At 70.7% G+C, this 20,922-nt stretch carries 16 protein-coding genes and 3 rRNA genes; 16 read left to right on the forward strand and 3 right to left on the reverse strand.

The genetic code is table 11. The annotated features are described in order from the left end of the window. The first annotated feature begins 1 nt into the window (after nt 1). From ACWIYF_RS07070 to larE, 4 genes are read left to right on the forward strand one after another with little or no spacing between them, the layout of a single operon-like run. Nucleotides 2–1,000 carry a DHH family phosphoesterase gene (locus ACWIYF_RS07070; RefSeq protein ID WP_448627405.1) on the forward strand — a complete coding sequence of 333 codons (999 nt, stop codon included), beginning with the start codon at nt 2–4 and terminating at the stop codon, nt 998–1,000. Continuing rightward, nucleotides 997–2,298 carry an MATE family efflux transporter gene (locus ACWIYF_RS07075; RefSeq protein ID WP_448627406.1) on the forward strand — a complete coding sequence of 434 codons (1,302 nt, stop codon included), beginning with the start codon at nt 997–999 and terminating at the stop codon, nt 2,296–2,298. The genes ACWIYF_RS07070 and ACWIYF_RS07075 overlap by 4 nt, the downstream gene beginning before the upstream one ends. Then, on the forward strand, nt 2,295–3,215 hold the full coding sequence (truB, locus tag ACWIYF_RS07080) for a tRNA pseudouridine(55) synthase TruB (protein WP_448627407.1): 921 nt from the start codon (nt 2,295–2,297) through the stop codon (nt 3,213–3,215). The genes ACWIYF_RS07075 and truB overlap by 4 nt, the downstream gene beginning before the upstream one ends. A gap of 10 nt (nt 3,216–3,225) precedes the next feature. Then, nucleotides 3,226–4,062: an ATP-dependent sacrificial sulfur transferase LarE gene (gene larE, locus ACWIYF_RS07085; protein ID WP_448627408.1), complete on the forward strand. Its 837-nt coding sequence runs from the start codon at nt 3,226–3,228 to the stop codon at nt 4,060–4,062. Here larE and larB read toward each other — a convergent pair. After that, a complete protein-coding gene (gene larB / locus ACWIYF_RS07090; protein WP_448627409.1) occupies nt 4,053–4,739 on the reverse strand; it encodes a nickel pincer cofactor biosynthesis protein LarB in 687 nt (228 codons plus the stop codon). The genes larE and larB overlap by 10 nt on opposite strands. A 39-nt stretch (nt 4,740–4,778) precedes the next feature. Here larB and ACWIYF_RS07095 point away from each other — a divergent pair, with 39 nt between their 5' ends. From ACWIYF_RS07095 to rrf, 11 genes are all read left to right on the forward strand, one after another. Further along, nucleotides 4,779–5,108, forward strand: coding sequence for an antibiotic biosynthesis monooxygenase family protein (locus ACWIYF_RS07095; protein ID WP_448627410.1), 330 nt, complete (start codon nt 4,779–4,781; stop codon nt 5,106–5,108). A gap of 74 nt (nt 5,109–5,182) precedes the next feature. After that, nucleotides 5,183–6,322 (forward strand): branched-chain amino acid aminotransferase, encoded by a 1,140-nt coding sequence (locus ACWIYF_RS07100; RefSeq protein WP_448627411.1) that lies wholly within the window; start codon nt 5,183–5,185, stop codon nt 6,320–6,322. 2 nt (nt 6,323–6,324) lie between these two features. Next, complete coding sequence (locus ACWIYF_RS07105) at nt 6,325–7,293, forward strand: bifunctional riboflavin kinase/FAD synthetase (protein WP_448627412.1); 969 nt, start codon at nt 6,325–6,327, stop codon at nt 7,291–7,293. Nucleotides 7,294–7,422: 129 nt separating this feature from the next. Continuing rightward, nucleotides 7,423–7,692, forward strand: a complete 270-nt coding sequence (gene rpsO, locus ACWIYF_RS07110; RefSeq protein WP_448627413.1) for a 30S ribosomal protein S15 — start codon at nt 7,423–7,425, stop codon at nt 7,690–7,692. 273 nt (nt 7,693–7,965) lie between these two features. Further along, on the forward strand, nt 7,966–10,254 hold the full coding sequence (locus tag ACWIYF_RS07115; protein WP_448627414.1) for a polyribonucleotide nucleotidyltransferase: 2,289 nt from the start codon (nt 7,966–7,968) through the stop codon (nt 10,252–10,254). A 68-nt stretch (nt 10,255–10,322) separates the two neighbouring features. Further along, nucleotides 10,323–11,615, forward strand: coding sequence for a M16 family metallopeptidase (locus tag ACWIYF_RS07120; RefSeq protein WP_448627415.1), 1,293 nt, complete (start codon nt 10,323–10,325; stop codon nt 11,613–11,615). A 2-nt stretch (nt 11,616–11,617) separates the two neighbouring features. Then, the gene (locus tag ACWIYF_RS07125; RefSeq protein WP_448627416.1) at nt 11,618–11,980 is read left to right on the forward strand and encodes a VanZ family protein; all 363 of its coding nucleotides are present in this window, start codon (nt 11,618–11,620) and stop codon (nt 11,978–11,980) included. A gap of 44 nt (nt 11,981–12,024) precedes the next feature. Next, on the forward strand, nt 12,025–12,825 hold the full coding sequence (gene dapB, locus ACWIYF_RS07130) for a 4-hydroxy-tetrahydrodipicolinate reductase (RefSeq protein WP_448627417.1): 801 nt from the start codon (nt 12,025–12,027) through the stop codon (nt 12,823–12,825). Nucleotides 12,826–13,124: 299 nt separating this feature from the next. Continuing rightward, a 16S ribosomal RNA gene (locus ACWIYF_RS07135) occupies nt 13,125–14,645 on the forward strand. Nucleotides 14,646–15,101: 456 nt separating this feature from the next. Next, nucleotides 15,102–18,230 (forward strand): 23S ribosomal RNA (locus ACWIYF_RS07140). Nucleotides 18,231–18,349: 119 nt separating this feature from the next. Beyond that, nucleotides 18,350–18,466 (forward strand): 5S ribosomal RNA (gene rrf / locus ACWIYF_RS07145). Together the 16S, 23S and 5S rRNA genes form the textbook arrangement of a ribosomal RNA operon. A 124-nt stretch (nt 18,467–18,590) precedes the next feature. Here the strand turns inward: rrf and ACWIYF_RS07150 are convergent. Together ACWIYF_RS07150 and ACWIYF_RS07155 are read right to left on the reverse strand one after the other, a co-directional pair. Continuing rightward, the gene (locus tag ACWIYF_RS07150; RefSeq protein WP_448627418.1) at nt 18,591–19,250 is read right to left on the reverse strand and encodes a DUF2461 domain-containing protein; all 660 of its coding nucleotides are present in this window, start codon (nt 19,248–19,250) and stop codon (nt 18,591–18,593) included. Further along, nucleotides 19,247–19,852: an N-acetyltransferase family protein gene (locus tag ACWIYF_RS07155; protein ID WP_448627419.1), complete on the reverse strand. Its 606-nt coding sequence runs from the start codon at nt 19,850–19,852 to the stop codon at nt 19,247–19,249. Before ACWIYF_RS07155 ends, ACWIYF_RS07150 begins: the two co-directional genes overlap by 4 nt. Nucleotides 19,853–19,919: 67 nt before the next feature. On the opposite strand from ACWIYF_RS07155, the gene ACWIYF_RS07160 reads away from it, so the two are divergent. Next, nucleotides 19,920–20,885 carry an EamA family transporter gene (locus ACWIYF_RS07160; protein WP_448627420.1) on the forward strand — a complete coding sequence of 322 codons (966 nt, stop codon included), beginning with the start codon at nt 19,920–19,922 and terminating at the stop codon, nt 20,883–20,885. Nucleotides 20,886–20,922 lie beyond the last annotated feature (37 nt).

The raw sequence follows: 20,922 nt of genomic DNA on the forward strand, positions 1-20,922 counted from the left end.
CATGAGCTTTCCCCTGCGCGAGGTCGCGCAGCCGAGCGTCGCCGCCGTGCTCGCCGAGGCGGCGGCCGCCCGCGCCACCGTCGTCCTCTCCGGGCACGTCCAGCCCGACGCCGATGCCGTCGGCAGCACCCTCGCCCTCGCCGAGGGGCTGCGTCGGCGCGGCGCCCGCGTGCTGCCGACGTTCCCGGATCCCTTCGTGCTGCCCGCGTCGCTGGGCTGGTTGCCCGGCGCGGACGCCTTCGTCCCCTCGAGTGAGGTGCCGGCCTCCCCGGACGTGTTCGTCAGCCTGGACGCCGCCTCCCCGGGCCGGCTCGGCGAGCTGGCCGGGCTGCTGGAGTCCGCGGCCACCGCCGTGGTCATCGACCACCACGCCAGCAACCCGGGCTTCGGCGACGTGTCCCTCGTCGACCCCTCCGCCCCGGCCACGGTGACGCTGGTCGCCGCGGTGCTCGACGACCTCGGGGTGCTGGTCGACCGGCGGATCGCCACGTGCCTCTACGCCGGGCTGGCCGCCGACACCGGGTCCTTCCGCTTCGGCAGCACCCGGCCGGAGACCCACGCGTTCGCCGCCCGCCTGCTGGCCACCGGCATCGACCACGCCGACATCAGCCGGCGGCTGTTCGACACCGCGCCGTTCGGCTGGCTCGGGCTGCTGTCGGTGGTCACCGGCCGCGCCGTCCTCGAGGCCGGCATCGGCGCGGGCCTGGTCTGGACCTGGTCGAGCACCGCCGAGGCGGCCGAGCACGGCCTGCCCGGTGAGCAGCTGGAGGCGCTCGTCGACGTCGTCCGCTCCACGCAGGAGGCCGACGTCGCCTGCGTGCTCAAGGGCCAGGACGACGGCTCGTGGTCGGTGTCGCTGCGCTCGCGCGGCGCCACGGACGTCGCGCGGGTCGCGATGGCGCTGGGCGGCGGCGGGCACCGCGCGGCCGCCGGCTACACGTCGTGGCAGGACCGCGAGACCACCGTGGCGGCGCTGCGGAAGCAGCTCACCGCGGAGTGACCCGCCCTCCGCAGCGCGGCGTCCTCGCCCTCGCCGCGCCGGCTCTCGTGGTCCTGGCCGCGGAGCCGCTGTACCTGCTGGTCGACACCGCCGTCGTCGGGCACCTCGGGACCGTGGCGCTGGGCGGGCTCGCCGTCGGCGGCGGCCTGCTGGCCTGGGCCGGGGCCCTGCTGAACTTCCTCGCCTACGGGACGACGGCCCGCGCCGCCCGCCGCGCCGGGGCCGGGGACCGCGCCGGCGCCGTCGCCGAGGGCGTGCAGGCCTCGTGGCTCGCCCTGGGACTGGGCATCGGCGTCCTGCTGCTCTTCCAGCTGCTGGCCGGGCCGCTGACCCGGCTGCTCGCCGGCTCCACCGGGCCGGTCGCCGAGGCGGGGGAGACGTGGCTGCGGATCGCCTCCGTCGGCCTGCCCCTGCTGCTGCTCTCGCTGGCCGGGAACGGGTGGCTGCGCGGCGTGCAGGACCTGCACAGGCCGGTGCGCTACGTGCTCGCCGGCAGCCTGCTCAGCCTGGTCCTCTGCCCGCTGCTGGTGCACCCGGCCGGCGTGGGGCTGCCCGGCTCGGCGATCGCCAACGTCGTCGGCCAGGCGGTCGCCGCCGCGCTGTTCGTCCGCGCGCTGCGGCGGGAGGGCGTGCCGCTGCGCCCGCGTCCGGCCGCGATCCGTGCCCAGCTGGGCATCGGCCGCGACCTGCTGCTGCGCGCGGCGGTGCTCCAGCTGTCCTTCCTCGTCGCCGCCGGCGTGGTCGCCCGCGAGGGAGCGGCGCAGCTCGGCGCCCACCAGATCGCGCTGCAGCTGTTCTTCTTCCTCGCCCTGGTCCTCGACGCCTACGCCATCGCCGCGCAGACGCTGGTCGGCTCCGCCCTCGGTGCCGAGCGGCCCGACGAGGCGCGCACGACCGCCCGCCGGGTGACCCTCTGGGGCCTGGGGACCGGGGTGCTCGTGGCCGCGGTGCTCCTCGCGCTGCGCGACGTCCTGCCGCCGTTGTTCACCAGCGACCCCGCCGTCCTCGAGCAGGCGGCGCTCGTCTGGTGGTTCCTCGCGCTGATGCAGCCGCTGGCCGGCGTCGTCTTCGCGCTCGACGGCGTGCTCATGGGCGCCGGCGACGTCGGCTACCTGCGCACCATCACGATCGGCTCCGCGCTGCTCGGGTTCCTCCCGCTCTCGCTGCTGGCGCATCCGCTCGGCTGGGGCGTGGCCGGCGTCTGGACCGGGCTGGACCTGTTCATCGGGCTGCGGCTGGTCGCCGTCCTGGCCCGCGTGGCCGGACGGCGGTGGCTGTCTGCTGGGGTGGTCGCATGAGTCCGAGACGGCCCGACGCCGACGTCCCGCCCGGTCTGCTGCTGGTCGACAAGGCCGGCGGCATGACCTCGCACGACGTGGTGGCCCGGGCGCGGCGGGCCCTGTCGGTGCGCCGGATCGGGCACGCGGGCACCCTCGACCCGATGGCCACCGGCCTGCTGGTCCTCGGTGTCGGCGCGGCCACCCGGCTGCTCGGGTACGTCGGCGGGCACGACAAGACCTACGAGGCGACGATCCGCCTCGGTGAGACGACGGTCACCGACGACCGGGAGGGCGAGGTCCTGACGACGACGTCGGCGGCCTCCCTCACCGACGACGACGTCCGGACGGCGCTGGCCGCGCAGACCGGCGCCCTCCAGCAGGTGCCCTCGTCGGTGAGCGCGGTCAAGGTGGGCGGCCGGCGCTCCTACGACCGGGTGCGCGCCGGGGAACAGGTCGAGCTGGCGCCGCGCGCGGTCACGGTGCACGACCTCGTGGTCCACCGCATCACCCGCCCCACCCCCGACCTGGTCGACGTCGAGGTGACCGTGCGCTGCTCCGCCGGCACCTACATCCGCGCCATCGCCCGCGACACCGGGGCGGCCCTCGGGGTCGGCGGGCACCTCACCGCCCTGCGCCGCACCGCCTCCGGCCCGTTCACCGTCGCGCAGGCCGCGCCGGTGGAGGAGGCCGCCGCGGCGCTCGCGGCCGGCGGCGGGACCGGCACGCTGGCACTCACCGAGGCGGCGACGACGACCTTCCCCGCCCGCGCGGTCACCGAGGACGAGGCCCGGGCGCTGGTGTTCGGGCAGCGGATCCCGGCCACCGGCGCACCCGGACTGCACGCCGCGGTCGACCCGACCGGCCGGCTGGTCGCGCTGGTGGAGGACGCCGGCCCGACCGCGCGCGTGGCGGTCGGCTTCCCGCCGGGTGGCTAACCTCGCCTCCGTGACCCTCGACGCCCGCCTCGCCGCGCTGCACGAGCAGCTGGCCGCGCTGCCCGGCGTGCTGGTCGCCTTCTCCGGCGGCGTCGACTCGGGGATGCTGCTCGCCGCCGCCGTCCGCGCCCTCGGCGCCGACCGGGTGGTCGCGGCCACCGCCGTCTCGGCCGGCCTGCCCGCGGCCGAGCGGGCCGGCGCGGTCGCGTTCGCGGCGGGGCTCGGGGTGCGGCACGAGCTGCCCCGCACCTTCGAGCTCTCCCGCGCCGGCTACGTGGCCAACGCCGGCGACCGCTGCGCCTTCTGCAAGACCGAGCTCGTCGACGTCCTGCTGCCGCTGGCGGCCCGGTTCGGCATCGCCGACGTCGTCACCGGCACCAACGCCGACGACCTGCAGGCCGGCTTCCGTCCCGGCATCCGCGCCGCCGCCGAGCGTGGGGCATGGGCGCCCCTGGCGAAGGCCGGGCTCACCAAGGACGACGTCCGCGCGGCCGCCCGCCGGTGGGGGCTGTCCCTGGCGGACAAGCCGGCCGCCGCCTGCCTGGCCAGCCGGATCGCCTACGGCGTGCCGGTCTCCGCCGAGGGCCTGGCCCGTGTGGAGGCCGCGGAGGGAGCGCTGCGCGCGGCCCTGACCGACGCCGACCTGCCGGTGCGCGACCTGCGGGTCCGCGACCTGGGGGACGACGTCGCCCGGGTCGAGGTGGACGCCGCGCTGGTCGCCGACCTGCGGACGCGGCCGGAGCTGCTCGCCGGCGTCCGCGGGTTCGCCCGCGTGGAGGTCGACCCGCGGGGCTTCCGGTCCGGCTCGATGAACGAGCTGCTGCCGGACCCGGCGCGCTACCGCTGAGCCGAGCGGGCGATCCGCGCGGCGGCGACCCCCGCGCCGAAGCCGTTGTCGATGTTGACCACGAGCACGCCGGGGGCGCAGGCGGTGAGCATGGTCAGCAGCGCCGCGAGCCCCTCGAACGCCGCGCCGTAGCCCACCGACGTCGGGACGGCGACCACCAGCCGGTCGGTCAGCCCCGCCACCACGCTGGGCAGGGCGCCGTCCATCCCGGCGACGACGACCACGGCGTCGGCCGCGGCGATGTCCGGTGCGACCTCCAGCACGCGGTGCACGCCGGCGACGCCGACGTCATCGACCCGCCGGGCGCGGACCCCGCAGGCGGCCAGCGTTGCCGCGGCCTCGGCCGCCACCGGGCCGTCGGAGGTGCCGGCGGTCAGCACGAGCACGTCCCCGACCGGGGCCAGCAGCTCACCCACGAACACGCAGCGGGCCTCGGCGTCGACCCGCGCCTGCGGCCACCGGGCCAGAACGGCGTCGGCGGTGGCGTCGTCCACCCTCGTGGCCCAGGCGAGCGGGGTCCCGGCGTCCAGCAGCCCGGCCAGGCAGGCCACCGTCTGCTCCGGTGTCTTCCCGGCGGCGTAGACGACCTCCGGTGTCCCGGTGCGGGCGGCCCGGTCGACGTCGAGCCGGGCGAAGCCGAGGTGGGCGGTGCGCTGCGGGTTCACGCCGTCCAGCATGCGGGATTGATCTCCGGCCGTGCCGGGAAGGGGAGGCCCATGAGCATCGTCAAGATCAATGCGATCACCGTGCCCAAGGACAAGCAGGACCGCTTCGAGGAGCGGTTCCGCGGGCGGGCCGGGGCGGTCGAGGAGACCGAGGGCTTCGAGTGGTTCGAGCTGCTGCGGCCGCTCGAGGGCACCGACCAGTACCTCGTCTACACGCGGTGGAGCAGCGAGGAGGCCTACCGCACCTGGGAGAGCGGCCAGGACTTCGCCCGCGCGCACGAGGGCGGCGGCAGCGATCTCGCGCCCGCGGCCAGCGATTCCCACCACCTGTGGAGCTACGAGGTGATCGAGAGTGCGGGGCCGAAGGCCGGTCAGGCGTAGTCGCGGGGCTACTGTGACGAGGCGGGGCGGCGATCCGCCGCGCCCGCCACGTCCCTCGCCCGCAGGTAGGAGCCATGACCGACACGCTCTCCGACAGCCGCAACACCTCCCGGTTCTTCACCGAGGGTGTGCCGGTGGTCGTGGAGGACGTGCGGCGCCGGCCGGCGGCCGAGCGGGCCGAGCTGCTGGCCGACCCCGGGTTCGGCCGCTACTTCACCGACTCGATGTTCGTGGCCCGCTACCGCACCGGGGAGGGCTGGTACGACGCCCGGCTGACCGCCTACGCCCCGCTGCAGATGGACCCGAGCACGGCCGCGCTGCACTACGCCCAGTCGATCTTCGAGGGGCTGAAGGCCTACGCCCAGCCCGACGGCAGCGTGGCCACCTTCCGCCCCGAGGCCAACGCCGCCCGCTTCGTCCGCGGTGCCAAGCGGCTGGCGATGCCGCCGGTGCCGGAGGAGGCCTTCATCGCCGCCGTCGACGCGCTGGTCGACGCCGACCGCGACTGGGTTCCCACCGGCCCCGACCAGACGCTGTACCTGCGGCCCTACCAGCTGGCCACGGAGCCGTTCCTCGGCGTCCGGCCGGCCAACGAGTACCTCTTCCTGGTCATCGCCAGCCCGGCCGGCGCCTACTTCGCCCGCGGCGTGCACCCGGTGTCGGTGTACCTCTCGGAGGACTACATCCGCGCGGCGCCGGGCGGCACCGGTGACGTCAAGTGCGCCGGCAACTACGCCGCCAGCCTGCTCGCGCAGGAGCAGGCGATCGCGGCCGGCTGCGACCAGGTCGTCTGGCTCGACGCGGTGGAGAAGCGCTACGTCGAGGAGATGGGCGGGATGAACCTGTTCTTCGTCCTCGGCTCCGGCGCCGACGCCGAGCTGGTCACCCCAGAGCTCACCGGCACGCTGCTGCCCGGCATCACCCGCGACTCGCTGATCACGCTGGCCCGGGAGATGGGCCACCGGGTGACCGAGCGGCGGTTCAGCGTGGAGGAGTGGCGCAAGGGCGTCGCCGACGGCACGGTCACCGAGACCTTCGCCTGCGGCACCGCCGCCGTCATCACGCCGGTCGGCGAGGTGCGCGCCCGCACCGGCGACTTCGTCATCGGCGACGGCAGCCCCGGCCCGCTGTCGATGACGCTGCGCGAGTCCCTCCTGGACATCCAGCACGGCCGGGTGGCCGACACCCACGGCTGGCTGCACCGGGTCTCCTGAGCGTGCGCCGCTGGCGGGGGCTGGAGGCGACCCCGGGGGATCTCGGCCGCACCGTCGTCACCATCGGGATGTACGACGGCGTCCACCGGGGGCACCAGGCGCTGATCGGGGAGGCGGTCGCGCGCGCCCGGGCCCTGAACCGGCCCTGCCTGCTGCTCACCTTCGACCCGCACCCGGCCGAGGTCATCCGCCCCGGCTCCCACCCGGCGATCCTCACGTCGCTGGACCGCAAGGCCGAGCTGGTGGCCGAACTCGGCGTCGACGCCATGTGCGTGCTGCCGTTCACGCAGGACTTCATGCGGCTGTCGCCGGAGAGCTTCACGCACACGGTGCTCGTCGAGCACCTGCACGCGGCGCTGGTCGTCGTCGGCCAGAACTTCACCTACGGCCACAAGGCCGCGGGCAACGTGCAGACGCTGGCCGACGAGGGCCGCCGGTTCGGCTTCGCGGTGGAGGGCGTGCCGCTGGCGAGCGTCGAGGAGGACGACGGGGTCACCATCTCCTCGACCTACATCCGCGCCTGCGTCGCGGCCGGCGACATGGAGCCCGCCGCCCACGCCCTCGGGCGGTCGCACCGGGTGGACGGCGTCGTCGTCCGCGGTGACCGCCGCGGCCGGGCGCTGGGGTACCCGACGGCGAACGTGGAGACCCCGGCGTTCACCGCCGTCCCGGCCGACGGCGTGTACGCCGGGCACCTGGTCCTGCGCGACCCTCGCAGCGGAGCCAGCAAGCAGCGGTACCCCGCCGCGATCTCCGTCGGTACCAACCCGACCTTCGAGGGCAGCCGGCGCACCGTGGAGGCCTTCGTCCTCGACTTCGACGGCGACCTGTACGGCGAGCACGTGGGGGTCGAGTTCGTCTCCCGGCTGCGGGGCATGGTCGCCTTCCCGGACGTCGCCGCGCTGGTCGCCGCCATGGACGACGACGTGCGCCGGACCCGGGTGCTGCTGGACGTGCCGTCGCCGGACTGAGTGCTGCCCGGCGAGCTCCAGATCTGCCGCTGGTAACGTTGGTCCGTCGTCGGTGAACCCGACGCGTGTGCAGGCTGCCCCCGTGACCGAGACCGGGGGCCACACGTGACCTGGTCCAGGAGGCCGTCCATGGCGCTCGAGAGCGCAGTCAAGAAGCAGATCATGACCGAGTACGCGACGGTCGAGAACGACACCGGTTCGCCGGAGGTCCAGGTCGCGATGCTGACCCGCCGGATCAGCGACCTGACCGAGCACCTCAAGCAGCACAAGCACGACCACCACAGCCGGCGGGGCCTGCTCCTGCTGGTCGGCCGTCGTCGCCGCCTGCTGAACTACCTGGCCAAGACCGACATCAACCGCTACCGCTCGCTCATCGAGCGGCTCGGTCTGCGCCGGTAAGCACGACGAGGGGACCGTCTCCGGACGGTCCCCTCTCTCGTGCGGCACCCGCCGCACGGGACCGACGGCCCCGCCGCACCCGTCAGCGGGCCGGTCCTCGGTAGTGGCTCCCGGGCATATCCGGTCCCCGTTCGGGGGATCAGTTCCCGGGGGCTTCGATCGAAGACCGGTCACCCCGGAGCAGCAGGCGCAGGGTCGCCACAAGAGGAGAAGCGCACCGGTTCTCGGGGGCATGGGCCCCCAGGGCCGGGTGCGACGAAGAGAGAAGGACACGTGTCCGCACCCACAACCCAGGGCAGCATCGCTGCCGAGTTCGACCCCGAGGACGGGGTCACCACGGCCACCGCCGTCATCGACAACGGCAGCTACGGCAGCCGCAGCATCACCTTCGAGACCGGCCGCCTCGCGCGTCAGGCCGCCGGCTCCGTCACGGTCACCATGGGCGACACCATGCTGCTCTCGGCCACCACGGCCGGCCGCCAGCCCAAGGACCAGTTCGACTTCTTCCCGCTGACCGTGGACGTCGAGGAGCGGATGTACGCCGCCGGGCGCATCCCCGGCTCGTTCTTCCGCCGCGAGGGCCGCCCGTCCGAGGACGCGATCCTCACCTGCCGGCTGATCGACCGCCCGCTGCGGCCGACGTTCGCCAAGGGCCTGCGCAACGAGGTCCAGGTGGTCATCACCGTCCTGTCCCTCGACCCCGACCACCTCTACGACGTCCTCGCCATCAACGGCGCCTCGGCGTCCACCCAGCTGTCCGGCCTGCCGTTCTCCGGCCCGGTCGGCGGCACCCGTGTCGCGCTGATCGGCGGCCAGTGGGTCGCCTTCCCGACGCACAAGGAGCTCGAGGAGGCCGTCTTCGACATGGTCGTGGCCGGCCGGGTCCTGCCCGACGGCGACGTCGCGATCATGATGGTCGAGGCCGAGGCCACCGAGAAGACCATCGAACTGGTGGCCGGCGGCGCGACCGCGCCCACCGAGGAGGTCGTGGCGCAGGGCCTCGAGGCCGCCAAACCGTTCATCAAGGTGCTCTGCGAGGCGCAGAGCGCGCTGGCGGCCAAGGCCGCCAAGCCGATCGCCGACTTCCCGCGCTTCCTCGACTACCAGGACGACGTCTACGCCGCCGTCGAGGCCGAGGCCGCCGCCGAGCTGGCCACCGTCCAGGCCATCGCGGGCAAGCACGACCGCGAGCTCGCCACCGACGAGCTCAAGGAGACGGTGAAGGCCAAGCTGGCCGAGCAGTTCGCCGGCCGCGAGAAGGAGGTCTCCGCGGCGTTCCGCGCGGTGACCAAGAAGGTCGTCCGGCAGCGGATCCTCCGCGACAAGGTGCGCATCGACGGCCGCGGCGTCACCGACATCCGGCCGCTGTCGGCCGAGGTCGAGGTCGTCCCGCGGGTGCACGGCTCGGCGCTGTTCGAGCGCGGCGAGACCCAGATCCTGGGCATCACCACGCTGAACATGCTGCGCATGGAGCAGCAGCTCGACACGCTCTCGCCCGAGACGCGCAAGCGCTACATGCACAACTACAACTTCCCGCCGTACTCCACCGGTGAGACCGGCCGCGTGGGCTCGCCGAAGCGCCGCGAGATCGGCCACGGCGCGCTCGCCGAGCGGGCGCTGCTGCCGGTGCTGCCCGACCGCGAGGAGTTCCCCTACGCGATCCGGCAGGTGTCCGAGGCGCTGGGCTCCAACGGCTCGACGTCCATGGGCTCGGTGTGCGCCTCCACCCTGGCGCTGCTCAACGCGGGTGTGCCGCTGAAGGCCCCGGTCGCCGGCATCGCCATGGGCCTGGTGTCCGACGAGGTCGACGGCAAGACCGAGTACGTCGCGCTGACCGACATCCTCGGCGCCGAGGACGCCTTCGGTGACATGGACTTCAAGGTCGCCGGCACCAAGGACTTCGTCACGGCGTTGCAGCTCGACACCAAGCTCGACGGCATCCCGTCCGACGTCCTGGCGCAGGCGCTGACCCAGGCCCGTGCGGCCCGGCTGCACATCCTCGACGTCATGAGCGAGGCCATCGACGGCCCCGACGAGATGAGCCCGTACGCGCCCCGCGTGACGACGGTGCGCATCCCGGTCGACAAGATCGGCGCGGTCATCGGCCCCAAGGGCCAGATGATCAACGCGATCCAGGACGAGACCGGCGCCGACATCACCATCGAGGACGACGGCACGATCTACGTCGGCGCCTCCGACGGCCCCTCGGCGCAGGCCGCGGTCGACCGCATCAACGCGATCGCCAACCCGCAGATGCCGAAGGTCGGCGAGCGGTTCCTCGGCACCGTGGTGAAGACGACGCCGTTCGGCGCCTTCGTCTCGCTGCTGCCGGGCAAGGACGGCCTGGTGCACATCAGCAAGCTCGGTGGCGGCAAGCGCATCGGCAAGGTCGAGGACGTGGTCAACGTCGGCGACAAGCTGCAGGTCGAGATCACCGACATCGACGCCCGCGGCAAGATCAGCCTCGTCCCCGTGCAGGCCGAGGCCGCCGCTGAGGGCGGCGACTCCGCCGAGGTGGCTGCCGCCGAGGACGTGGCCGAGGCCGCGCACGCGGGTGAGTGACCACGCCTGAGGTTCTGGGGAACGGGGTGGGTGCTACGGCACCCACCCCGTTCCCTGTCGGGAAGACCGTGCTGCTCGACCAGGACGAGGTCGGCGGGCGGGTGGAGCGGACCGAGCTGCCCGGGGGGCTGCGGGTCCTGACCGAGACGATGCCGGGGGTGCTCTCGGCGACCCTCGGGATCTGGGTGGGCGTCGGCTCGCGGGACGAGTCCCCCGCGCTGGCCGGCTCGTCGCACTTCCTCGAGCACCTGCTGTTCAAGGGGACGACGAGCCGCACCGCGCTGGAGATCGCGACGGCGATGGACGCCGTCGGCGGGGAGATGAACGCCTTCACCGCCAAGGAGCACACCTGCTACTACGCGAACGTGCTCGCCAGCGACCTCCCGCTGGCCGTGACCCTGCTCTCCGATCTGGTCACCGAGGCGTGCAACACCGCCGAGGACCTCGAGGCGGAGCGCACGGTGGTGCTCGAGGAGATCGCCATGCGCGACGACGAGCCCTCCGACGCGGTGCACGACCTGTTCGCCGAGACGCTGTTCGGTGCCACGCCCCTCGGGCGGTCCGTGCTCGGCTCGGTCGAGTCGATCGAGAACCTCACCCGGGACGACGTCGACGGCTGGTACCGCCGGCGGTACACGATGCCCTCGATCGTCGTCACCGCGGCCGGCCGGGTGGACCACCAGCAGGTGCTCGACCTGGTCACCGCGGCGTTCGCCGACCGGCTCGGCGGCGAGTCCGGCCCCGCGCCGCTGCGCCGGGGCGACGACATCTCCCTGGAGCGCCCGGCCCGGGCCACCGGGCTGATCAACCGGCGCACCGAGCAGACGCACCTGCTCTACGGCGGCCTCGGCCTCGGCCGGCTCGACGAGCGGCGCTACGCCGCGGCCGTGCTCGAGGCCGCGGTCGGCGGCGGGATGAGCTCGCGGCTGTTCCAGGAGATCCGCGAGAAGCGCGGGCTGGTCTACAGCGTCGGCTCGGCGCTGACCCACTACGCGGGCACGGGCTCCTTCTCGGTGTACGCGGGCTGCTCGCCCAAGCGGGTTCCGGAGGTGCTGCGGCTGGTCCGCGAGGAGCTGGCGCGGGTGGCCTCGGAAGGTCTCACCGCCGAGGAGGTGGCGCGCGGCCGCGGCCAGCTCAAGGGCGGCCTGGTGCTCGGCCTCGAGGACACCGGCTCCCGGATGAGCCGGCTGGGCAAGAGCGAGCTGTCCTACGGGGAGTACCTGCCGGTGCGCGAGGTGCTGGGCCGCCTGGACGCCGTCGACGAGGACCAGGTGCGCGCCGTCGGCGCCGACCTGCTCACCCGGGAGACCTGCCTGGCGGTCGTCGGCCCGTACCGCGAGTCGGACCTCGACCGCCTGTAGCGATGACCGGCCCGCTGCAGGTCCACAGCCCGCTGTCCCGCGGCGTCTTCGCCGTCACGGTGCTCGTCTCGCTGGCGGTGCTGTTCGCGCCCGCGGCCGACGTGCCGACCGCGCCGCCGGGGGTGGACAAGCTGGTCCACGTCGTCCTCTTCGGCGCGCTGGCGTTCACCGGGCGCTGGGCCGGGCTGCCGCGTGCACCGCTGGCCGGGCTGCTCGTGCTCTACGCAGCCGTGAGCGAGGTGCTGCAGGGCCTCCCGCTCCTCGACCGCTCACCGTCGGTCGGCGACTGGGTGGCCGATGTCGCCGGCGTCCTGCTCGGGTTGCTGCTGTGGGGCGTGCTGGAGCAGCGGCGGGCTGCGCGCTGACCCGGTGTGTTGCACCGGGCCTGCCGGTTGGTAAGCCTGACGCCGTGACCACGAGCGCCTCCGTGCCCGGCCGGAAGTCCGATTCCTCCGAAGGGGCATCGGTCATCACCGTCGGCGTCCTCGGGGCGCGTGGCCGCATGGGCACCGAGGTGGTGAAGGCCGTCAACGCCGCCGACGACCTCGAGCTCGTGGCGATGGTCGACGCAGGGGACTGGCTGTTCAACGTCGCCGACGCCGGCGCCCAGGTCGTCGTGGACTTCACGCGCCCGGACGTCGTCATGGACAACATCCGCTTCTGCATCGACAACAACATCCACTGCGTCGTGGGGACGACGGGCTTCGACGAGCAGAAGCTGGCGACGGTCGCCGAGTGGCTCGAGCCCAAGCCTGACCTCGGCGTGGTCATCGCCCCCAACTTCGGCATCGGTGCGGTGCTGCTGATGCGCTTCGCGCAGGAGGCGGCGCGGTTCTTCCCGTCGGTCGAGGTGGTCGAGCTGCACCACCCGAACAAGGTGGACGCCCCCTCGGGGACCGCCGTCCGCACCGCTCGTCTCGTGGCCGCCGCCCGCCGGGCCGCCGGGCTGCCGGCCGCGCCCGACGCGACGACGGACTCGCTGCCGGGCGCGCGGGGGGCCGACGTGGAGGGGATCCCGGTGCACGCCGTGCGGCTCACCGGGCTGGTCGCCCACCAGGAGGTGCTCATGGGCGCCGCGGGGGAGACGCTGACCCTCCGCCACGACTCCTACGACCGCGCCTCCTTCATGCCCGGCGTGCTGCTCGCCGTCCGGGAGATCGGCCGGCGTCCCGGCCTGACCGTGGGGATCGAGGGCCTCCTGGGCCTGTGACCGGGACCCCGGGGACCCCTGTGCACCGGCCTCCCGAGTCGTGTATGGTCGTCGATGCGCCGCGCGGGCCGAGAGGCCAACCGGACGATCCCCTGCGGGAATGTCCGGTCGCGGTGTAGGGTTGGACATTAAGCCGCCATCGACGAAGCCCGTGAGGGTCTGTTCGGTGCGCGTCCGCTCCTTGAGAACTCAACAGCGTGCCGAAAGTCAGTGCCAAGTAACAACCCCTTTGTGGGTTTCTTTGGGTTGATTGACATCAAGAGTGCTAGCTCTTGGTTCTCGGCCTGGTTTCGAATTCATCTACGGAGAGTTTGATCCTGGCTCAGGACGAACGCTGGCGGCGTGCTTAACACATGCAAGTCGAACGGTGAACCCGCTTCGGTGGGGGATCAGTGGCGAACGGGTGAGTAACACGTGGGCAACCTGCCCTCAGCTCTGGGATAACTCCAAGAAATTGGGGCTAATACCGGATATGTCCGCTGACCGCATGGTCGGGTGGTGGAAAGGGTTTCCGGCTGGGGATGGGCCCGCGGCCTATCAGCTTGTTGGTGGGGTAGTGGCCTACCAAGGCGACGACGGGTAGCCGGCCTGAGAGGGTGACCGGCCACACTGGGACTGAGACACGGCCCAGACTCCTACGGGAGGCAGCAGTGGGGAATATTGCGCAATGGGCGAAAGCCTGACGCAGCGACGCCGCGTGGGGGATGACGGCCTTCGGGTTGTAAACCTCTTTCAGCAGGGACGAAGCCGTGAGGTGACGGTACCTGCAGAAGAAGCACCGGCCAACTACGTGCCAGCAGCCGCGGTAATACGTAGGGTGCAAGCGTTGTCCGGAATTATTGGGCGTAAAGAGCTCGTAGGCGGTTCGTCGCGTCGGCTGTGAAATCCCGGAGCTCAACTCCGGGTCTGCAGTCGATACGGGCGGACTGGAGTTCGGCAGGGGAGACTGGAATTCCTGGTGTAGCGGTGAAATGCGCAGATATCAGGAGGAACACCGGTGGCGAAGGCGGGTCTCTGGGCCGATACTGACGCTGAGGAGCGAAAGCGTGGGGAGCGAACAGGATTAGATACCCTGGTAGTCCACGCCGTAAACGTTGGGCGCTAGGTGTGGGGGCCATTCCACGGTCTCCGTGCCGCAGCTAACGCATTAAGCGCCCCGCCTGGGGAGTACGGCCGCAAGGCTAAAACTCAAAGGAATTGACGGGGGCCCGCACAAGCGGCGGAGCATGTTGCTTAATTCGATGCAACGCGAAGAACCTTACCTAGGCTTGACATGCACGGAAATCTCCCAGAGATGGGGGGTCCGTAAGGGCCGTGCACAGGTGGTGCATGGTTGTCGTCAGCTCGTGTCGTGAGATGTTGGGTTAAGTCCCGCAACGAGCGCAACCCTCGTTCCATGTTGCCAGCACGTAATGGTGGGGACTCATGGGAGACTGCCGGGGTCAACTCGGAGGAAGGTGGGGATGACGTCAAATCATCATGCCCCTTATGTCTAGGGCTGCAAACATGCTACAATGGCCGGTACAAAGGGCTGCGATACCGTGAGGTGGAGCGAATCCCAAAAAGCCGGTCTCAGTTCGGATTGGGGTCTGCAACTCGACCCCATGAAGTTGGAGTCGCTAGTAATCGCAGATCAGCAACGCTGCGGTGAATACGTTCCCGGGCCTTGTACACACCGCCCGTCACGTCACGAAAGTCGGTAACGCCCGAAGCCGGTGGCCCAACCCCCTGGGAGGGAGCCGTCGAAGGCGGGATCGGCGATTGGGACGAAGTCGTAACAAGGTAGCCGTACCGGAAGGTGCGGCTGGATCACCTCCTTTCTAAGGAGCACTCACCGCCCGGGAGCCCCGGGTGGTGCAGGGCCACGCCAGAACAGGAGCGGCGCCCGTGGTGGGTGCTGCCGGGTCGTCTGGGTGGTGCTCGAGGGTGGAACGCTGACCAGTTCGGCCGGTGCGTCCGGTGGGCGCCGCTAGTACTGCACTCCCGTCCGCGGGGTGCGTGGAGCGCGGTGTGCTCGGGGGGGTCGGTCGTAGGCACGCTGTTGGGTCCTGAGGGAGCGGGCATGCTTCCTTGCCGACAGGGCCGGTTGTCTGTCGTACCGCCCGGGGCCGTGGGTTCCCGGGGCCGGCGGCGGAGGCTCAACCGGTGGCTGTTTGTTCGTTGAGAACTGCACAGTGGACGCGAGCATCTTCTGACTCTGTTTTGCAGGGTGTGTAGGCCCGCCCGGATCGCCGGACCCTCTTCGGGGGTGTGGTGGTGTGGGTGGGGTTTTGTTGTGTCAAGTTGGTAAGGGCACACGGTGGATGCCTGGGCACCAGGAGCCGATGAAGGACGTGGGAGGCTGCGATAAGCCTCGGGGAGCTGCCAACCGAGCGTTGATCCGAGGGTGTCCGAATGGGGGAACCCCGCACCAGTCATGTGGTGTGACCCGCGCCTGAACACATAGGGCGTGTGGAGGGAACGTGGGGAAGTGAAACATCTCAGTACCCACAGGAAGAGAAAACAACCGTGATTCCGTGAGTAGTGGCGAGCGAAAGCGGAGGAGGCTAAACCGGTCGCATGTGAGACCCGGCAGGGGTTGTGCGGTCGGGGTTGTGGGACGATCCAGCCATTTCTGCCGGAGTGGCGGGGAGTGAGAAAGCGGCGTCGTTAGTGGAAGGCCTCTGGAAGGGGTCGCCGTAGAGGGTGAGAGCCCCGTACACGAAAGCGTGTCGCCTCCCGGATCTGTTTCCCAAGTAGCACCGAGCCCGTGGAATTCGGTGTGAATCCGGCGGGACCACCCGCTAAGCCTGAATACTCCCTGGTGACCGATAGCGGACAAGTACCGTGAGGGAAAGGTGAAAAGTACCCCGGGAGGGGAGTGAAATAGTACCTGAAACCGTGTGCCTACAAGCCGTGAGAGCCTTAGCCGCATCCGTGTGGCGGGGTGATTGCGTGCCTTTTGAAGAATGAGCCTGCGAGTTAGTGGTACGTGGCGAGGTTAACCCGTGGGGGGTAGCCGTAGCGAAAGCGAGTCCGAACAGGGCGCCTTTGAGTCGCGTGCTCTAGACCCGAAGCCGAGTGATCTACCCATGGCCAGGTTGAAGCGCGGGTAAGACCGCGTGGAGGACCGAACCCACCAGGGTTGAAAACCTGGGGGATGAGCTGTGGGTAGGGGTGAAAGGCCAATCAAACTCGGTGATAGCTGGTTCTCCCCGAAATGCATTTAGGTGCAGCGTCGCGTGTTTCTTGCCGGAGGTAGAGCACTGGATGGCCTAGGGGGCCCACAAGCTTACTGAAGTCAACCAAACTCCGAATGCCGGTAAGTGAGAGCGCGGCAGTGAGACTGCGGGCGATAAGGTTCGTAGTCGAGAGGGAAACAGCCCAGATCATCGGCTAAGGCCCCGAAGCGTGTGCTAAGTGGAAAAGGATGTGGGATCGCAGAGACAACCAGGAGGTTGGCTTAGAAGCAGCCATCCTTGAAAGAGTGCGTAATAGCTCACTGGTCAAGTGGTTCCGCGCCGACAATGTAGCGGGGCTCAAGCACACCGCCGAAGCCGTGACACTTCAGCACGTCCCCGCCGCCGGCCTCGAGTCGGCGGCCAGGGGCTGGGGTGGGTAGGGGAGCGTCGCGTGGTGGGTGAAGCGGCGGAGGGATCCAGCCGTGGACGCCACGCGAGTGAGAATGCAGGCATGAGTAGCGAGAGGGGAGTGAGAAACTCCCCCGCCGGAAGACCAAGGGTTCCTGGGCCAGGCTAATCCGCCCAGGGTGAGTCGGGACCTAAGGCGAGGCCGACAGGCGTAGTCGATGGACAACGGGTTGATATTCCCGTACCCGCGAAGGAGCGCCCATGCCGAACCCGGCGATGCTAACCACCCGAAACCGCGCCGAGCTTTCGAGCGAGGCGCGGCGGAGCGTGGGACCCGGACTGGTAGTAGGCAAGCGATGGGGTGACGCAGGAAGGTAGTCGGGCCGGTGAGTGGTAGGACCGGTGCAAGGGTGTGGCCCGTGGGGTAGGCAAATCCGCTCCACATCAGGGTGAGGCCTGACGCATAGCCGAATGAGGCGAATTCGATGATCCTATGCTGCCGAGAAAAGCCTCTAGCGAGTTCCGAGCGGCCCGTACCCCAAACCAACTCAGGTGGTCAGGTAGAGAATACCGAGGCGATCGAGCGAACTGTGGTTAAGGAACTCGGCAAAATGCCCCCGTAACTTCGGGAGAAGGGGGACCCCAGCCCGTCAACACCCTCGCGGTGGGCGGCGGGAGGGGGTCGCAGAGACCAGTGAGAAGCGACTGTTTACTAAAAACACAGGTCCGTGCGAAGTCGTAAGACGAGGTATACGGACTGACGCCTGCCCGGTGCTGGAACGTTAAGGGGACGGGTTAGCTCTTCGGGGCGAAGCTCAGAACTCAAGCGCCAGTAAACGGCGGTGGTAACTATAACCATCCTAAGGTAGCGAAATTCCTTGTCGGGTAAGTTCCGACCTGCACGAATGGCGTAACGACTTCTCAGCTGTCTCAACCACAGGCTCGGCGAAATTGCACTACGAGTAAAGATGCTCGTTACGCGCGGCAGGACGGAAAGACCCCGGGACCTTCACTACAGCTTGATATTGGTGTTCGGTTCGGCTTGTGTAGGATAGGTGGGAGACTGGGAAGCGGGCACGCCAGTGTTCGTGGAGTCGCCGTTGAAATACCACTCTGGTCGAATTGGATGTCTAACCTCGGTCCGTGATCCGGATCAGGAACAGTGTCAGGTGGGTAGTTTAACTGGGGCGGTTGCCTCCCAAAATGTAACGGAGGCGCCCAAAGGTTCCCTCAGCCTGGTTGGCAATCAGGTGTCGAGTGCAAGTGCACAAGGGAGCTTGACTGCGAGACCGACGGGTCGAGCAGGAGCGAAAGCTGGGACTAGTGACCCGGCACCGGCAGGTGGAAGCGGTGTCGCTCAACGGATAAAAGGTACCCCGGGGATAACAGGCTGATCTTCCCCAAGAGTCCATATCGACGGGATGGTTTGGCACCTCGATGTCGGCTCGTCGCATCCTGGGGCTGGAGTAGGTCCCAAGGGTTGGGCTGTTCGCCCATTAAAGCGGTACGCGAGCTGGGTTTAGAACGTCGTGAGACAGTTCGGTCCCTATCCGCCGTGCGCGTAAGAGACTTGCGAAGAGCTGTCCCTAGTACGAGAGGACCGGGACGGACGAACCTCTGGTGTGCCAGTTGTACCGCCAGGTGCACTGCTGGTTGGCTACGTTCGGCAGGGATAACCGCTGAAAGCATCTAAGCGGGAAGCTCGCTTCAAGATGAGGTCTCTCACCTCCACGAGAGGGTAAGGCCCCCGCCCAGACCAGCGGGTTGATAGGCCGGAAGTGGAAGCACCGCAAGGTGTGCAGCTGACCGGTACTAACAGGCCGAGGACTTGACACACTCATCTACTTGTTCTCCTGCCGGCAGCGGCAGGGAGATCTCGCGTCCACTGTGCGGTTCTGAACGCACAAACCAGCCCACCCCCACCCGGGGTGCCCGGTTTGACATGTTCACAGCGTTACGGCGGCCATGGCGAGAGGGAAACGCCCGGACCCATTCCGAACCCGGAAGCTAAGCCTCTCAGCGCCGATGGTACTGCCCCGGGGACGGGGTGGGAGAGTAGGACGCCGCCGGACACCACCTCCCGAACGGGGCCCCAGCCACCAGGCAGCGGGCCCCGTTCGCCATGCCCGCACCCCCTGCGCTTCATCGGGATAAAGCGCACGCGCTTTGCCGCGACAAGACGGGCCGGCGGTGCCGTCAGCGGCGGGGTTCCTTGGTCGTGGCTCCGACATTGTCGGCGAGCCACAGGTTCAGCGGGTGCAATTCGCGCCAGGCCGCGCGCACCTCGTCGAGCGCCTGCCGCTGGTGCAGCCAGTCGGCCGGCTCCCAGCGGCGGCTGGCGTGCAGCGACTTGTGCTTCAGCAGTTCCACCCGGGGCGCGTCGGCGGCGTGCCCCGAGGGCACCCGGGTCAGGCGCTCGCCGTCGATGCTGAAGCCGGCGGCGGCCAGTCGCTCCACCTCCTGCTGGAGGCGCGGTCCCTGCACGTCGTCGGCCACAGCCCGGCGGAACCGGTCGACCTGGTCGGACTCCAGCCGCCAGGAGCCGCCGGACACCATCAGCCCGTCCGCGGAGATCTGCACGTACCAGGCGCCGGCTCCCCGCCCGTCGGGGGCCACGACCGCGCCGGCGTGCGTCTTGTACGGCGTCTTGTCGTGGCTGAACCGCACGTCGCGGTACGGGCGGAACATCTTCGCCGTCCCGAACTCCGGCGCCAGCTCCTCGAGCAGCGCCAGCATCGGCTTGTGCACGTGGGCCTCGTAGTCGGCCTTGTGCCGGGTCCAGTAGGTCTTGCTGTTGTCCGCCTCGAGGCCCTCGTAGAAGACCAGCCCCTCGTCCGGGAACCCCTCGAACGTCACCGGGTCTCCTCCCCGTCGTCGACGACGTCGTCGAGCATCGTGTGCCAGCGGAGCTCGCGCAGCGGCTCGCCGCCGGTGTCCAGGGTTCGCGCCCAGCCCTGCTGCGCCCAGCCCGCGGACTCGAAGAACCGGGCGGAGACGCTGTCGGCCTCCGGCAACCACACCTGCAGCCGGGCGGCGCCGGTCGCGCGGGCCAGGTCGGCCACCGCGGCGAGCAGCCGGCTGCCGTGGCCGCGCCGGCCCCAGCGCGGCTCCACCAGCAGGGTGGCGATCTCCGTCGTCGGCCCGGACGGGTCCGGCTCCTCCCCGCGGGCGAGCTCGGCAGGGCCGTAGGCCGCGAAGCCCACCACGTCGTCGCGCTCGACGGCCACGAGGACGCCGTGGCCGGGCGTCGGCGGCGTCGTCACCGCGGCGCGCCAGGACTCCGTCGCGGCCGCGTCGTCCCAGTCGTCGAGGACGGCGGGGGGCAGGACGTCGCGGTAGGCGGTCCGCCAGGTCACCAGCTGGACGCGCGCGACCGCGGCGGCGTCGTCGGCCCGGGCCGGCCGGACCGAGACCTCCGCCGTCCCCGAGAAGCGGGGGAAGGGGCTGGCGGCGTCCACCCCGGCAGCGTAGGACGCGCACCGGACCGGCTCGGACGGGCGGCGGCGCGGGTGCTGGAATCGGGGAGTGACGACGACGCGCGAGAACAGCGCACCCCGCCCGTCGGCGGGCACCCGGCCGGTGACCGCAGGCGTCGTCGGCGCCCTGGCGATCGTCTACGTGGTCTGGGGCTCGACCTACCTGGCCATCAAGTACACCGTCGCCGATCTGCCGCCGTTCCTGGCGATGGGTTGCCGCTTCCTGCTCGCCGGCACGCTGCTGCTGCTCGTCGTCCTCGCCACCCGCGGCCGGACGGCGCTGCGCGCGACGCGCGGCCAGCTGGCCACTGCCGCGGCCTGCGGGCTGCTCCTGCTCGTGGGCGGCAACGGGCTCGTCGCCGTCGCCGAGCAGTACGTCGACTCGGGGCTGGCCGCACTGCTCATCGCCGCGACGCCGCTGTGGGTCGTCGTCCTCCGGGCGCTGTTCGGGGACCGGCCCGCGGCGGCGACCGTCGGTGGCCTCGTCCTGGGCATCGCCGGGGTCGGCGTGCTGCTGCGGCCGGGCTTCGGCGGCGAGCACGGGATCGGCCCGCTCCTGCTGGTCTGCCTCAGCTCGCTGCTCTGGTCGGTCGGCACGGTGCTCGCGACCCGGCGCCCGCTGCCGGCGGACCCGTTCGCCACCACGGTCGTCGAGATGGCGGCCGGTGGCACGGTCATGGTCGCCCTCGGTTCGGTGGGCGGTGAGTGGGCGCGGGTCGACCTCGGCGCCGTCGACGGGGCGTCCTGGCTCGCCTTCGGCTACCTCGTCGTCGTCGGCAGCCTCGTCGCCTACAGCGCGTACGTGTGGCTGCTCGCCCACGCGCGGGTCTCGCTGGTGACCACCTACGCCTACGTGAACCCGGCCGTGGCCGTCGGCCTCGGCGCGCTGTTCCTCCACGAGCCGCTCAGCGCCCCGGTGCTGATCGGCGGCGCGGTGATCATCGTCGCCGTCGCACTGGTGATCACGGCCGAATCGCGCAGCGCCCGGCGAGCGCTGCCCGTGGAGCCGACCTAGCCCCGACCTGAACCTGTCGGACCGGAACGGCACCATC

The organism is Geodermatophilus sp. URMC 64 (genome assembly GCF_053502555.1).

Bases quoted from the DNA above. Each gene is read 5' to 3' on its own strand.
- larB (WP_448627409.1), bottom strand. From the start codon at position 4,739: ATGCTGGACGGCGTGAACCCGCAGCGCACCGCCCACCTCGGCTTCGCC.
- truB (WP_448627407.1), top strand. From the start codon at position 2,295: ATGAGTCCGAGACGGCCCGACGCCGACGTCCCGCCCGGTCTGCTGCTG.
- ACWIYF_RS07070 (WP_448627405.1), top strand. From the start codon at position 2: ATGAGCTTTCCCCTGCGCGAGGTCGCGCAGCCGAGCGTCGCCGCCGTG.
- ACWIYF_RS07125 (WP_448627416.1), top strand. From the start codon at position 11,618: ATGACCGGCCCGCTGCAGGTCCACAGCCCGCTGTCCCGCGGCGTCTTC.
- ACWIYF_RS07095 (WP_448627410.1), top strand. From the start codon at position 4,779: ATGAGCATCGTCAAGATCAATGCGATCACCGTGCCCAAGGACAAGCAG.
- ACWIYF_RS07100 (WP_448627411.1), top strand. From the start codon at position 5,183: ATGACCGACACGCTCTCCGACAGCCGCAACACCTCCCGGTTCTTCACC.
- rpsO (WP_448627413.1), top strand. From the start codon at position 7,423: ATGGCGCTCGAGAGCGCAGTCAAGAAGCAGATCATGACCGAGTACGCG.